This window comes from Streptomyces sp. HM190, assembly GCF_009857135.1.
Classification (GTDB): Bacteria; Actinomycetota; Actinomycetes; order Streptomycetales; family Streptomycetaceae; genus Streptomyces; species Streptomyces heilongjiangensis.
This window is the reverse complement of the sequence record NZ_CP047318.1, coordinates 4,968,112-4,982,305: the sequence shown is the minus strand read 5'-3', so window position 1 is coordinate 4,982,305 and position 14,194 is coordinate 4,968,112. Positions and strand designations below refer to the sequence as shown.

Genomic DNA, 14,194 nt, shown 5'->3' with positions numbered 1-14,194 from the left:
CCCCCGGACCGCTTCCCTACTTACTTGCCGCCCGGCTAGTTGACTACACTAGGGGAAACTAGGCCGCCAACTAGCCGGTCGTCAAGTAAGTTCGGCGGGCTTGGCAGAGGCTTGACCCATCACCAGGGTCGCGGCGACGAGGAGCAGCAGGATGAGCGAGACGACAGCCGACGGTGAGACGCCCGTCGGCACCACGCCCGCCGGTACGGCACCGAAGCGGCATCGCCGCGGGGACACCCGTCAGCGCATCCAGGACGTCGCCCTCGAACTCTTCGCCGAGCAGGGCTACGAGAAGACCTCGCTCCGGGAGATCGCCGAGCGCCTGGAGGTGACGAAGGCGGCGCTCTACTACCACTTCAAGACGAAGGAGGACATCCTCGTCAGCCTCTTCCAGGACCTCCAGCGGCCGATCGACGAACTGATCGAGTGGGCGGGGCACCAGCCGCGCACCCTCGGCACCAAGCGGGAGATCCTGCGCCGCTACAGCGTGGCCCTGGCCGACGTGGCGCCCCTGTTCCGTTTCATGCAGGAGAACCAGGCGACGGTGCGGGAGCTGAGCGTCGGCGAGTCGTTCAAGGACCGCATGCTGAGCCTGATCGACACCATCAAGGAGCCGGACGCCGCCCTGACGGACCAGGTCCGCTGCATCAGCGCCCTGTTCACCATGCACGCCGGGATGTTCGCGCTCCGGGACGTCGAAGGCGACCCCGAGGACAAGCGCAAGGCCGTCCTGGAGGTCGCGATCGATCTGGTGACCCAGGCGCACGCCGGCACGCCGGGGGCCTGAGGCGCGTCACGCCGCCGGTCAGAGGGTGATGCCCTTGCCGCGCAGGAAGGCGACGGGGTCGACGGCGGAGCCGTAGTTCGGGGTCGTACGGATCTCGAAGTGCAGGTGCGGCCCGCTGGAGTTGCCGGTGTTGCCGGAGAGGGCTATGCGCTGGCCGGTCTTCACGATCTGCCCGACCTTCACCTGGACCCGGGAGAGGTGGGCGTACTGCGAGTACGTGCCGTTGCCGTGCTTGATGACGACGGCGTTGCCGTACGCGGGGCCGTCACCGGCGCCGTTGCCGCCGGCCTTCACGACGGTGCCGCCGTGCGCGGCGAAGACGGCCGTGCCGCTCTTGACGGCGAAGTCCTGCCCGCTGTGCGTGGAGTTCCACATGTTGCCGGCCTGGGCGTAGCGGGCGCTGAGCTTGTAGCCCTTGACGGGCGCGACCCACGAGGTCGCCTTCTTGGCCGCGGCGGCCTGGGCGACGCCCGCGGTCTGGACGGTGCCGGCGCTCTGAGCACCGCCGGCCGCGGCCGCGACCCCGACGCCCAGCACACCCGAGACCCCCACTCCGGCGGCCACGACGGCGGCACGGACACGAAGGGCGGACATACGGGCACGGGGGGAGCGAACGCGCTGCGACATGGGTGACCTCACGGGGGACGGAGACAGGGACCGGTGCCTCGGGAGGCACACGAAGACCACCCGGCGCTCAGCTGCGACCGCCGAATGGCACGTCCCTTGGTACCCCCACTCCCCCCGGCACCCAAAACCCCTCATCTACGACACAAGGCCGTATCAACCACGCAAACCCCTCCTCTCCCCTGGATCACCCAAAACACCCAAAGCCCTGCACGTCAGCCCACACCTATCCAAATGCTGCACCATAAGTCCGTTTTGCCCCGTCGAGGCCTCACCACTATTCCCCCTAGTACGTGACGCAGGCCCTATGCGGCATGTCACGACCCCCACCGCGGAACCCCCGCCCGAATGTGACCCGGACTACGGGCAGCCGAGCCGTGGCACGCTCGCGAAAGCGGGTTCCGTCCTCCCGGACGACACCTCCTTTGCGGCACTGCTCGGTCGCTCATGCCACGCAAAAGGGGCTGCCCCGGGACCGAAGTCCCGGGGCAGCCCCTTGTCGTTCGCTCAAGCCCTGCGCAGCGGACTACGCGTCCTTGCTCAGGTTCGGCCCGGCACCGCCGGCCGCCTGCTCGATCGGCGGGACGTCGGGCAGCGCCGACTTCTCCTCACCGCGGAAGGTGAAGGTCTGCGCGTCGCCCTCGCCCTCGGTGTCCACGACCACGATGTGTCCGGGGCGCAGCTCGCCGAAGAGGATCTTCTCCGAGAGCGTGTCCTCGATCTCGCGCTGGATGGTCCGGCGCAGCGGCCGGGCGCCCAGCACGGGGTCGTAGCCCTTCTTGGACAGCAGCTCCTTCGCGGACTGGGAGAGCTCGATGCCCATGTCCCGGTCCTTGAGGCGCTCGTCCACCTTGCCGATCATCAGGTCGACGATCCGCAGGATGTCGGACTGCGTGAGCTGCGGGAAGACGACGACGTCGTCCACACGGTTGAGGAACTCGGGCCGGAAGTGCTGCTTCAGCTCGTCCGAGACCTTGTTCTTCATGCGCTCGTAGTTGGTCTTCGTGTCGCCCGAGGCCGCGAAGCCCAGGTTGAAGCCCTTGGAGATGTCCCGCGTGCCGAGGTTGGTCGTCATGATGATGACCGTGTTCTTGAAGTCCACGACCCGGCCCTGGGAGTCGGTCAGACGACCGTCCTCCAGGATCTGCAGCAGCGAGTTGAAGATGTCCGGGTGGGCCTTCTCGACCTCGTCGAAGAGGACGACGGAGAACGGCTTGCGGCGGACCTTCTCGGTCAGCTGGCCGCCCTCCTCGTAGCCCACGTAGCCGGGGGGCGAACCGAAGAGACGCGACACCGTGTGCTTCTCGCTGAACTCCGACATGTCGAGGGAGATCAGCGCGTCCTCGTCGCCGAAGAGGAACTCGGCGAGCGCCTTGGACAGCTCGGTCTTACCGACACCGGACGGGCCGGCGAAGATGAACGAACCACCGGGACGCTTCGGGTCCTTCAGACCGGCGCGGGTACGGCGGATCGCCTTCGACAGCGCCTTGACGGCGTCGTCCTGGCCGATGACCCGCTTGTGGAGCTCCTCCTCCATGCGCAGCAGGCGGGAGGACTCCTCCTCCGTGAGCTTGAAGACCGGGATGCCCGTGGCCGTGGCGAGGACCTCGGCGATCAGCTCGCCGTCGACCTCGGCGACGACGTCCATGTCGCCGGCCTTCCACTCCTTCTCGCGCTTGGCCTTGGCGGCCAGGAGCTGCTTCTCCTTGTCGCGCAGGGAGGCGGCCTTCTCGAAGTCCTGCGAGTCGATCGCGGACTCCTTGTCGCGGCGGACACCGGCGATCTTCTCGTCGAACTCGCGCAGGTCCGGCGGCGCGGTCATCCGGCGGATGCGCATCCGGGAACCGGCCTCGTCGATCAGGTCGATCGCCTTGTCCGGCAGGAAGCGGTCCGAGATGTACCGGTCGGCCAGCGTCGCGGCCTGGACCAGCGCCTCGTCGGTGATCGAGACACGGTGGTGGGCCTCGTACCGGTCACGGAGACCCTTGAGGATCTCGATCGTGTGCGGCAGGGACGGCTCCGCGACCTGGATGGGCTGGAAGCGGCGCTCCAGGGCCGCGTCCTTCTCCAGGTGCTTGCGGTACTCGTCCAGGGTGGTGGCGCCGATGGTCTGGAGCTCACCGCGGGCCAGCATCGGCTTCAGGATGGAGGCCGCGTCGATGGCGCCCTCGGCGGCACCCGCACCGACCAGCGTGTGGAGCTCGTCGATGAACAGGATGATGTCGCCGCGGGTGCGGATCTCCTTGAGCACCTTCTTCAGGCGCTCCTCGAAGTCACCGCGGTAGCGGGAGCCGGCGACCAGCGCGCCGAGGTCCAGGGTGTAGAGGTGCTTGTCCTTGAGGGTCTCGGGCACCTCGCCCTTGACGATGGCCTGGGCGAGACCCTCGACGACGGCGGTCTTGCCGACGCCGGGCTCACCGATCAGGACCGGGTTGTTCTTGGTACGGCGGGACAGCACCTGCATGACCCGCTCGATCTCCTTCTCGCGCCCGATGACCGGGTCGAGCTTGGACTCACGAGCGGCCTGGGTGAGGTTCCGGCCGAACTGGTCGAGGACCAGGGACGTCGAGGGCGTGCCCTCGGCAGGCCCGCCGGCGGTGGCGGTCTCCTTGCCCTGGTAGCCGGAGAGCAGCTGGATGACCTGCTGCCGCACCCGGTTGAGATCGGCGCCCAGCTTGACCAGGACCTGGGCGGCGACGCCCTCGCCCTCACGGATCAGGCCGAGCAGGATGTGCTCCGTGCCGATGTAGTTGTGGCCCAGCTGAAGGGCCTCGCGGAGCGACAGCTCCAGGACCTTCTTGGCACGGGGGGTGAAGGGGATGTGGCCGGACGGGGCCTGCTGGCCCTGGCCGATGATCTCCTCCACCTGCTGGCGGACCGCCTCGAGCGAAATCCCGAGGCTCTCCAGGGCCTTAGCGGCGACACCCTCACCCTCGTGGATCAGGCCCAGGAGGATGTGCTCGGTGCCGATGTAGTTGTGGTTGAGCATCCGGGCTTCTTCCTGAGCCAGGACGACAACCCGCCGCGCGCGGTCGGTGAACCTCTCGAACATCGTTAATCGCTCCTCAGAGCGGTCAGGCAGTAAGGGGACGCTCCCCTCTCTGTCCTTCCGCAGCTTAGTCCCGCAAGCGGGGACCGCTCATTCCAACTGCCGACACCGTCCGGTTCACCTCCGCTCTCGCGGAGACAGAAGTCGCTGCCTCCTGGGTCCCGAACGCCGACATCTGCTCCAACCCGATGGTGCGAGACGATGTTCCCGCAGGCCAGGCAGTTACCCCCACCATCAGTACGCCGATGGCGAACGTGAGACGGCCTGTCCTGCGTGTCGCCCCCTCCCACTAGGGATGTCTTACCCGTAGGGACTGACACTCCATGCCGGGTGCACCGGTTCCCTCCGCTAAGGGCGAACACCCTTGCGTCGATACCCACAGCTGAACGCCCCCTTTCCCAGCACCCTGTGCAGCCGCACCGGCACCCAGCGTAACTCCGGGCCCCTTCGCACGGTTGCTCCTGACATGGCCATCGTCCCCCTTCCCCGCCGACCGCTCGACCCGAGCGACAACTCGGGCGGTGCCACAGGCATAAACCCAGGCCACACCGCGGGCGGCCGCCCCGGCGTTCCGGGCGTTCCGGGCGATCCGTGGGACGCGGTACGGCAGTGGTACGAGAACGATCTCGGGTGGGCGACCGTGCCCGGGACGCCCTTACACCTCATTACGGGGCTGCGCTTCGATGTGCTCGACGTGCCGGCGCCGGCGGGGTTCGCGGCGCTGCGGCACCTGGGCCCGGTTCCCGGGCCCGGCTCGCCGGTGGCGCTGCGCGGCGGGCGGATATGGCTGCTGGTCGCGGCGGGCGGCGCCGAGGAGGTGCCGGGGCTGCTGGAGTGGCTGGACTGGGGCGGCCTCGACCTGGACCTCACAGCCGTGGGAACGGGCGGTCGCATCGAGGCGCCGGCACCCGCGGGTGGGGCCACGGGGCGCGGGGGCATGCCGGAGGGCACCGGTTCACAGGGGGCCGCCGTATGGTTGCGGCCCCCCGAGCCGGGGCGCGAGGTCGAGGCCTCGCTGCCGACGATGTCGGCGTTGGGGGGCGCTGCGGGCACCCCCGACCTCGTACGGGTGGTGGACACGGTGGCCACGCACTGCCACCGCGTCCGGCTGCGGCGCGCGAGCACCGGACCGTCCGAGTCTCAGCCGTTGGCCTTCTCGTAGGCCTCGCGGATGGCGGCGGGGACCCGGCCGCGGTCGTTGACCTCGTGGCCGTTCTCCTTCGCCCAGGCGCGGATGGCCGCGGTGTCCTGGCTGCCGCCGGAAGCGGCACGGGCCTTGCCGCGCCCGCCGGAAGCACGGCCTCCGGTACGCCGCCCACTCTTGACGTAGGGGTCGAGAAGGCCGCGAAGCTTGTCCGCGTTGGCGGTCGTGAGGTCGATCTCGTACGTCTTGCCGTCCAGCGCGAACGTCACGGTCTCGTCGGCCTCGCCGCCGTCGAGGTCGTCGACAAGAAGGACCTGAACCTTCTGTGCCACCGGATTTCCTTTCATCGATAACTTCAGGGCCGAGGGCCTGCGGCGTCCGCCGCTGTTTCACGTCCCCTGTTATATGCAGTACTGCAGTACGTCGGAAAGCAAACCGCTTTTCCAGGAAAAACACAAACCCCTGGGAGAGACTGAGGAGAGGCCGAGGAGAGGGCCGGGAGAGACCGGGGAGCCCGGAGCGGAGCGAGAAGATGCGCGTTTCGGACATAGGGAACCTGGGCAAGGCATCCTCACCGGAATAGCGCTTGAGGCTCCTTCGGAAGCCGCCGGTCCTTGCCGATCGCCCGACGATCACAGATGCAGAAGCATCCGGCTGTTGCCCAAGGTGTTCGGTTTCACTCGTTCGAGACCGAGGAACTCCGCGACGCCCTCGTCATAGGAACGCAGCAGCTCCGCGTAGACATCGGTGTCGACGGGCGTCTCGCCGATCTCCACGAAGCCGTGCTTCGCGAAGAACTCGACTTCGAAGGTCAGACAGAAAACCCGGCGAACACCCAGCCAGCGAGCGGTCTCCAGCAACTTCTCCAGCAACCGGTGACCGACCCCGAGTCCCTTCGCCTCCGGGTTCACCGCGAGAGTGCGGACTTCCGCGAGGTCTTCCCACATCACGTGCAGCGCCCCGCAGCCCACGACCTCCGCGTCCGCGCCGGAGCCCCGCTCCGCCACCCAGAACTCCTGGATGTCCTCGTAAAGGGTCACCGTCGCTTTGTCGAGCAGGATGCGGCGCTGGACGTAGGAGTCGAGGAGCCGGCGTACGTGGGGCACATCGCTGGTCCGAGCCCGTCGGACGGTGAGGGCTTTAGCGGTGACTTCGGGACTCTCTGCTGGCATGAGCGGACGCTATCGCCCGGGGTGATCCGGGGATTGGCCGGGGGTACCCCTGGTTTCGCCGGACGATGAGGGGGATTCGACGCCGGTTTCGGCAGGGGTTTCGGCTTCGGGGGCGGGCGGCGCGAGCGCTTCGGGACCTTGCACGATGCGTACGGCGTCAGTGAGGGACCGCCGCTGTTCCTCGCTCATCATCCCGAAGAAGGCGACGAGAGCGGCTGCCGGGTTGTCGCTCTGCGACCAGGCCTCGTTCATGAGAGCGGCCGCGTAGGCGGCCCGCGTGGAGACCGCCTCATATCGATAGGCCCGGCCTTCCGACTCCCGCCGGACCCAGCCCTTCTGATGGAGATTGTCCAGAACGGTCATCACCGTCGTGTACGCGATGGACCGTTCCTGTTGCAGATCTTCCAGGACTTCCCGAACAGTCACCGGGCGGTTCCACTTCCACACCCGCGTCATGACCGCGTCTTCGAGTTCTCCCAATGGGCGAGGCACAGTTCCGCACGATATCCGGAGAACATGAACAAAAAGGGCGTACGACTCGAAAACCACACGAGTCGTACGCCGTTGGGGTGCGAGGCGCCGGGCTGCGAGCCTCAGCGGTCGCCGTCGGAGGCCGGGCGGGCGCGGTCCGCGCGGGCGAGCGCCGCGTCGACGGCCGCGTCCTCCTTGGCCTTGTTGGGGCCACCCTGGGTCTTCACGATCACCCTGATCACAGCGATGAACAGTGCGGCCATCACGAAGGGGGGCAGCAGCGCGGAGACGTAGTCCATGCGTCCAGGGTAGCCAGGGCTAGACGGCGGCCAACTGGTGGGGCGGGTTCGCCGGCGGGGCACCGGGCTTCCGCTTGGGCGGGAACACCTCGCCCGGGGTGGGTACGGGCCGGCGGCCCGGCCGGGGAGCGTCGGGCCGGGGCGCGGGGCCCGGCTTGTCGGCAGGCTGCGCGGGACGGGCGGGCCGGGACGGCTTGGGCGGCTGCTCGGCGGGCTCCTCACCGGCGGAACGCGCGGGTGCCGCCCACGCGGACCGGCCGCCCGGCAGGGCGGTGAGCAGGGCGCGCGCGGGGGCGCCGACGCCGGAGCGGGAGGCCGGGACGACCACCGTCCGCACCGCGCGCCCCGCGAAGCGGGCGCGCACGTCGCGCTCCGCGAGGGAGCGGCAGCGGTCCAGGAGCGCGGCCACCGTGGGATTGCCGCGCAGGGCACGCAGCGCCGCGAGGTCGTCCGGCTGGGGGCGGTACCCGGCTTCCAGGGCCTCCTCCAGCAGGGCCGTGTAGCCCGTGACCGTGCCGGGGAGCGCGGCGCGGTAGCGGGCGAGGTCGGCCAGCAGGAAGGCCCTCAGGCGGGCGTCCTCGCGGGTCGCCTCGTCGACGGACTCGGCGAGCCGGAGGCAGTCCTGGACGTCCTCCGCCGAGGCGGGACTGGGGTTCAGGGCGAGGGCGAGGGCACGACGGAGCACACGCAGCTCCTCAGCGCCGAACGCCATGCCGCCGCGGGTTCCGTGGGGCGTGGGCATACGGCGACGATACGCGCTAATCAGACAAAAGAGGCCCGCGCGGGGGCGCGTGGCGCCGGGGACCACCCGCGTGGAGGGATCTCGGGGTGGGGATCGTGGAGCGGGGGTGCCTACAGCTCGGAGCGCGGGTGGATTCGGCGGGTGCGGCCGGGTGCGGGCTGATCGCGCCCACGCGGCGGAGCCGGACACGGGGCGCGGGGAACGGCGCGAGAAACCACGACGACCGCCGCGCCCGCGGGCACACTCCCGCGGCCCCGAGCCGCACGGCGCCCTCAGAGACGCGACACGTTCCGCTCGTACACCAGCCGCAGTCCGATCAGCGTCAGCCACGGTTCGTGCTCGTCGATCACCGAGGACTCGCCCAGCACCATCGGCGCCAACCCGCCCGTGGCGATCACCGTCACCTCCTCCGGGTCGTCCGCCAGCTCGCGGACCATACGGCTCACCACGCCGTCGACCTGCCCGGCGAACCCGTAGACGATGCCCGCCTGCATCGCCTCGACCGTGTTCTTGCCGATCACGCTGCGCGGCCGGGCCACCTCGATCTTGCGCAGCTGCGCGCCCTTGACACCGAGCGCGTCGACGGAGATCTCGATGCCGGGGGCGATGACACCGCCGACGTACTCGCCGCGCGCGCTGACCGCGTCGAACGTCGTGGCGGTACCGAAGTCGACGACGATCGCGGGCCCGCCGTACAGCTCGACCGCGGCGACCGCGTTGATGATGCGGTCGGCACCGACCTCCTTGGGGTTGTCGGTGAGGATCGGCACGCCGGTCTTCACGCCCGGCTCGACGAGGACCGCCGGGACGTCCCCGTAGTAGCGCCGGGTCACCTCGCGCAGCTCGTGCAACACCGAGGGCACCGTCGCGCAGATCGCGATGCCGTCGATGCCGTCGCCGAGTTCCTCGCCGAGCAGGGGGTGCATGCCCATGAGGCCCTGGAGGAGGACCGCCAGTTCGTCGGCGGTGCGGCGCGAGTCCGTGGAGATGCGCCAGTGTTCGACGATGTCCTCGCCGTCGAACAGTCCGAGGACGGTGTGGGTGTTGCCCACGTCGATCGTCAGCAGCATGTCCGGCCCCCGTCCCTACTCGGCCGCGCGCAGGTCGAGGCCGATGTCCAGGATCGGGGACGAGTGGGTCAGGGCCCCGACGGCCAGGTAGTCGACGCCGGTGTCCGCGTACGCCCTGGCGCCCGCGAGCGTGAGGCGCCCGGAGGCCTCCAGCAGCGCGCGGCCGGCGACGAGAGCGACGGCCTCCTCGCACTCCAGGGGCGTGAAGTTGTCCAGGAGGATCAGGTCGGCGCCCGCGTCGACGACCTCGCGGAGCTGGTGGAGGGTGTCGACCTCGACCTCGATGGGCACCTCGGGGAACATCTCGCGGACGGCCTTGAATGCCTGCGCGACCCCGCCGGCGGCGACCACGTGGTTGTCCTTGACGAGGGCCGCGTCGGACAGTGACATGCGGTGGTTGACGCCGCCGCCGCAGCGGACCGCGAACTTCTCCAGGGAGCGCAGCCCCGGCGTGGTCTTCCTGGTGTCGCGGACCTTCGCCTTGGTGCCCTCCAGGGCGTCCGCCCACGCGCGCGTGGCGGTCGCGATGCCGGACAGGCGGCACAGCAGGTTCAGGGCGCTGCGTTCGGCGGTGAGGAGGTCGCGGGTGGCGCCGGTGACGCTGAGGAGCTTCTGCCCGGCCTCCACACGGTCGCCGTCGTCGACGTGGCGCTCGACCTCGAACTCGTCGGAGCAGGCCACCGACAGGACCGCCTCGGCGACCCTGAGGCCCGCCACGACGCCGCCCTCGCGGGCGGTGAAGTCGGCGGTGGCGCGGGCGTCCTCGGGGATCGTCGCGACGGTGGTGACGTCGACGCCGTGGTCGAGGTCCTCCTGGATGGCGACGTTGGCGATGTCCTCGACCTCGACGGGGTCGAGTCCGGCGTCGGCCAGGAGCTGGGCGAGCGCGGGGTCGAGCCCGCACTCCAGGTACTCCTCGCCCGTGAGGCCGTCGTCGGCGCCGCACGCGCAGCCGTCGCCGCAGCCGCCTGCGGAGGCGAGGGGAAGTTCGGGGGTGCTCACGTCTGTCACTGCTCCTGGTGATGCGGCCGGGTCGGGGGGAAGTCTGCGGTATCCGTGGTGTGTAGAGCGAGCGTGCGGTCCGGTTCGAGCCGTACGACGATGTGGCGGCGCCAGTCGGTGTCGTCGCGGTCGGCGTGGTCCTCGCGCCAGTGGCAGCCGCGGGTCTCCTCGCGCAGCCGGGCGGCGGCGACCAGGACGCGGGCCACGCACAGGAGGTTGGTGGTCTCCCAGGTGTCGACGCCGGGCTCGGCCGTCTTGCCGTTCTCGGCGAGCGCGTCGCGGGCCTCGGCGTGCAGCCGCTCCAGGGCCGCGGCGGCGGTCGCCAGGGACGCCTCGGACCGCAGGACGCCGGCGCCCTCGGTCATGGTCCGCTGGATCGCGAACCGTGCCTCCGGGGCGAGCAGCGGGTGCGCGGGCTGCTCGTCGTACGGGACGGGCTGGGGCACCCGCGCGCGCAGACCGTTCTCCGCGTGGGCCGCCGCGATGTCGGCGACGATGCGCTCGGCGTAGACCAGGCCCTCCAGCAGGGAGTTCGAGGCGAGCCGGTTGGCGCCGTGGACGCCGGTGCAGGCGACCTCGCCGCAGGCGTACAGGCCGGGGACGGTGGTACGGCCGTGGGAGTCGGTGCGGACGCCGCCGGAGGCGTAGTGGGCGGCCGGGGCAACCGGGATGGGCTCGGTGACGGGGTCGAGGCCGTGGGCGCGGCAGGCGGCGAGGATCGTCGGGAAGCGGTGCTCCCACATGTCGGCGCCGAAGTGCCGGGCGTCCAGGTACATGTGCTCGGCGCCCTGCTCCTGCATCCGGCGCATGATGCCCTTGGCGACGATGTCGCGCGGCGCCAGCTCCGCCAGCTCGTGCTGCCCGAGCATGAAGCGGGTGCCGCCGGCGTCGACCAGGTGGGCGCCCTCGCCACGGACGGCCTCGGACACCAGCGGCTGCTGGCCCTCGGCGTCCGCGCCGAGGAACAGCACGGTGGGGTGGAACTGCACGAATTCGAGGTCGGAGACCTCGGCGCCCGCGCGCAGGGCGAGGGCCACGCCGTCGCCGGTGGACACGGACGGGTTGGTGGTGGCGGAGAAGACCTGGCCCATGCCGCCGGTGGCCAGGACCACGGCGGGGGCGTGGACGGCTCCCACGCCGTCGTGCTGGCCCTCCCCCATGACGTGCAGGGTGACACCGGCGGTGCGGCCCTCGGCGTCCGTCAGCAGGTCCAGGACGAGCGCGTTCTCGATCGTGCGCAGGCCACGCGCGCGTACCGCCTCGACGAGGGCCCGGGAGATCTCCGCGCCGGTGGCGTCGCCGCCCGCGTGGGCGATGCGGCGGCGGTGGTGGCCGCCCTCGCGGGTCAGCTCCAGGCCGCCTTCCTCGGACTCGTCGAAGTGGGCGCCGGTCGCGATGAGACGGCGGACGGCGTCGGGGCCCTCGGTGACGAGGAGGCGTACGGCCTGCTCGTCGCAGAGGCCGGCACCCGCGACGAGGGTGTCGTCCAGGTGCTGTTCGGGGGTGTCGCCCTCGCCGAGGGCGGCGGCGATGCCGCCCTGGGCCCAGCGGGTGGAGCCGTCGTCGAGACGGGCCTTGGTGACGACGACCGTGTCGAGGCCGGCGGCCTCGCAGCGCAGCGCGGCGGTGAGGCCGGCGACGCCGGAGCCCACGACGACGACGTCGGCGGCGATGGACCAGCCCGGCGCGGGAGCGGGCAGGTGGGGGCGAGCGTGAAGCGCTCCCGTCCCGGGGTGGTGGTGGGTGGCGGGCGGGCGTATGCCTGTGCTGCTCACGAGGCGGCTCCGAAGCTCAGCGGGATGTTGTCGATCAGCCGGGTCGTCCCCACGCGGGCCGCGACGGCGAGGACGGCTTCGCCGGTGAAGTCGTCGGGGATGTCGGTGAAGTCGGACGGGTCCACCAGGGCCAGGTAGTCCAGTTCCAGCGGTGGCTTCATGCGCAGGGCCTCGTCGAGGACCAGCCGGGCGGCCGCGCGGACGGCGGCGGGGCCGCCGGGCGCGGACTTGGCCATGGCGTGGGCGTCGGCGGCCGCGCGGGACTCGCCGAGCGCGCTGAGCGCCTCGGCACGCGCACGCGTGGCGGGCACCTCGCGGGCGCGCGCGCGGAGCGCCTCCTGCGCGGCGTGCCGGTCCCGGCCCGCGAACAGGGCCTGGGAGAGGGCGAGGGCCGTGCGGCGTTCCGGCGCGGACAGGTAGCGGTTGCGGCTGGAGAGGGCCAGCCCGTCGGGTTCGCGGACGGTGGGGACGGCGACGACGTCCACGCCGAAGTTGAGGTCCTTGACCATGCGGCGGATCAGGGCGAGCTGCTGGGCGTCCTTCTGGCCGTAGAGCGCCACGTCGGGGCGGGTGAGGTGGAGCAGCTTGGCGACGACGGTGAGCATGCCGTCGAAGTGGCCGGGGCGGGAGGCGCCCTCCAGCCGTCCGCCCATGGGGCCGGCGGTGACGCGGACCTGGGGTTCGCCGCCGGGGTAGACCTCGTCGACGGACGGGGCGAACACGACGTCGGCGCCGGACTGTTCGGCGAGCTTGACGTCGGCGTCCAGGGTGCGCGGGTAGCGGTCGAGGTCCTCGCCCGCGCCGAACTGGAGGGGGTTCACGAAGACGGTGACGACGACCTCGCCCTCGGCGCCCGCGATCCCGCGCGCGGTGCGGACCAGGGTGGCGTGGCCCTCGTGCAGGGCACCCATGGTCATCACGACGGCGCGGCGGCCCGCACGCGTGCGTGCGTGCAGTTCGGCGGCGGTGCGCAGCACGGTGGTGGTCATCCGGCGTTCCCTCCGGTCCCGGTGGTCCCGCCCGCTCCGTTCGCGAGCACCCCGAGGAGGTCCTCGGCGAGCTCCGGCTTGAGCAGGCCGTGGGCGAGGGCCCGGTCGGCGGTGGCGCGGGCCATCGCCAGATACCCGGACACGGTGGCGGGGGCGTGCGTGCGCAGCTCGGCGATGTGCGCGGCGACCGTGCCCGCGTCCCCGCGCGCGACGGGGCCGGTGAGGGCGGCGTCCCCGGACCGCAGGGCGTTGTCGAGGGCGGCGCCGAGGAGCGGGCCGAGCATGCGGTCGGGGGCCGTGACACCGGCCGTGCGCAGCAGCTCGATGGACTGGGCGACCAGGGTGACCAGGTGGTTGGCGCCGAGGGCGAGGGCCGCGTGGTAGAGCGGGCGGTTCGCCTCGGCGATCCACTCGGGCTCGCCGCCCATCTCGATCACCAGGGCCTCGGCGGCCAGCCGCAGCTCCTCGGGCGCCGTGACCCCGAAGGAGCACCCGGCGAGTCGCTGCACGTCCACGGCGGTCCCGGTGAACGTCATCGCGGGGTGCAGCGCGAGGGGCAGCGCCCCGGCCCGCAGCGCCGGGTCCAGCACCTTCGCGCCGTACCGCCCGGAGGTGTGCACCAGCAGTTGTCCCGGTCGGACGGAACCGGTCTCGGCGAGGCCCTCCACGAGGCCCGGCAGGGCGTCGTCGGGGACGGTCAGCAGAACCAGGTCGGCGTGGCGCAGCACGTCGGCCGGGGGCATCAGCGGCACGTCGGGCAGCAGCTCGGCGGCGCGTCGCCGGGAGGCGTCGGAGACTCCCGACACGGCCACCGGGCGGTGTCCCGCGAGCCGCAGCGACGCGGCCAGCGCCGGGCCGACGCGGCCGGCGCCCACGACGCCGACGGTGAGCCGCGCGGGGCGGTCCTTCGGCTCTGGTTGCTGGAATGTACTCACTCGTGGTGGCCTTCCCGTTCCAGTCCGCTCCGGGTACCGGACGATTTCTCGTCATGTTAACGCGATTGGTTCGAGGGCCGTTCGGTTGTCCACAGGCTGTGGGTTTCCGTGTGGAATGTCCGCAGGTCACGACGG

At 71.3% G+C, this 14,194-nt stretch carries 14 protein-coding genes; 2 read left to right on the top strand and 12 right to left on the bottom strand.

The features are described from left to right. The first annotated feature begins 151 nt into the window (after positions 1-151). Complete coding sequence (locus GSY65_RS21230; RefSeq protein ID WP_236579952.1) at positions 152-787, top strand: TetR/AcrR family transcriptional regulator; 636 nt, start codon at positions 152-154, stop codon at positions 785-787. Positions 788-805: 18 nt separating this feature from the next. Here the strand turns inward: GSY65_RS21230 and GSY65_RS21225 are convergent, their stop codons facing one another. Together GSY65_RS21225 and GSY65_RS21220 are read right to left on the bottom strand one after the other, a co-directional pair. After that, on the bottom strand, positions 806-1,414 hold the full coding sequence (locus GSY65_RS21225) for a M23 family metallopeptidase (protein WP_159771196.1): 609 nt from the start codon (positions 1,412-1,414) through the stop codon (positions 806-808). 523 nt (positions 1,415-1,937) lie between these two features. After that, positions 1,938-4,463, bottom strand: coding sequence for an ATP-dependent Clp protease ATP-binding subunit (locus GSY65_RS21220; protein WP_159771194.1), 2,526 nt, complete (start codon positions 4,461-4,463; stop codon positions 1,938-1,940). Positions 4,464-4,926: 463 nt separating this feature from the next. Here GSY65_RS21220 and GSY65_RS21215 point away from each other — a divergent pair, with 463 nt between their 5' ends. After that, positions 4,927-5,622, top strand: coding sequence for an SCO3374 family protein (locus tag GSY65_RS21215; protein WP_159771191.1), 696 nt, complete (start codon positions 4,927-4,929; stop codon positions 5,620-5,622). On the opposite strand, the gene GSY65_RS21210 is transcribed toward GSY65_RS21215, so the two are convergent. The 10 genes from GSY65_RS21210 to GSY65_RS21170 all read right to left on the bottom strand — a co-directional run bounded on the left by GSY65_RS21210 (position 5,601) and on the right by GSY65_RS21170 (position 14,059). Next, positions 5,601-5,936, bottom strand: a complete 336-nt coding sequence (locus GSY65_RS21210; RefSeq protein WP_159771188.1) for a histone-like nucleoid-structuring protein Lsr2 — start codon at positions 5,934-5,936, stop codon at positions 5,601-5,603. The two genes, GSY65_RS21215 and GSY65_RS21210, sit on opposite strands and share 22 nt — an antisense overlap. Positions 5,937-6,236: 300 nt before the next feature. Further along, complete coding sequence (locus GSY65_RS21205; protein WP_055522484.1) at positions 6,237-6,776, bottom strand: amino-acid N-acetyltransferase; 540 nt, start codon at positions 6,774-6,776, stop codon at positions 6,237-6,239. Positions 6,777-6,785: 9 nt separating this feature from the next. Continuing rightward, entirely contained in the window at positions 6,786-7,256 is a 471-nt protein-coding gene (locus GSY65_RS21200) for a BlaI/MecI/CopY family transcriptional regulator (protein WP_236579950.1), read from the bottom strand. A 113-nt stretch (positions 7,257-7,369) separates the two neighbouring features. Next, a complete protein-coding gene (locus GSY65_RS33355; protein WP_201452613.1) occupies positions 7,370-7,546 on the bottom strand; it encodes a hypothetical protein in 177 nt (58 codons plus the stop codon). 19 nt (positions 7,547-7,565) lie between these two features. Beyond that, positions 7,566-8,258: a hypothetical protein gene (locus GSY65_RS21195; RefSeq protein WP_159776221.1), complete on the bottom strand. Its 693-nt coding sequence runs from the start codon at positions 8,256-8,258 to the stop codon at positions 7,566-7,568. A gap of 302 nt (positions 8,259-8,560) precedes the next feature. Continuing rightward, the gene (locus GSY65_RS21190; RefSeq protein ID WP_055513136.1) at positions 8,561-9,358 is read right to left on the bottom strand and encodes a type III pantothenate kinase; all 798 of its coding nucleotides are present in this window, start codon (positions 9,356-9,358) and stop codon (positions 8,561-8,563) included. Positions 9,359-9,373: 15 nt separating this feature from the next. Beyond that, the gene (gene nadC / locus GSY65_RS21185; RefSeq protein ID WP_159771182.1) at positions 9,374-10,360 is read right to left on the bottom strand and encodes a carboxylating nicotinate-nucleotide diphosphorylase; all 987 of its coding nucleotides are present in this window, start codon (positions 10,358-10,360) and stop codon (positions 9,374-9,376) included. A gap of 5 nt (positions 10,361-10,365) precedes the next feature. Next, entirely contained in the window at positions 10,366-12,120 is a 1,755-nt protein-coding gene (locus tag GSY65_RS21180; protein ID WP_443043301.1) for an L-aspartate oxidase, read from the bottom strand. Positions 12,121-12,131: 11 nt separating this feature from the next. Beyond that, on the bottom strand, positions 12,132-13,124 hold the full coding sequence (gene panC, locus GSY65_RS21175) for a pantoate--beta-alanine ligase (protein WP_159771179.1): 993 nt from the start codon (positions 13,122-13,124) through the stop codon (positions 12,132-12,134). After that, positions 13,121-14,059, bottom strand: coding sequence for a Rossmann-like and DUF2520 domain-containing protein (locus GSY65_RS21170; protein WP_159771176.1), 939 nt, complete (start codon positions 14,057-14,059; stop codon positions 13,121-13,123). Before GSY65_RS21170 ends, panC begins: the two co-directional genes overlap by 4 nt. Between the last annotated feature and the right edge of the window lie 135 nt (positions 14,060-14,194).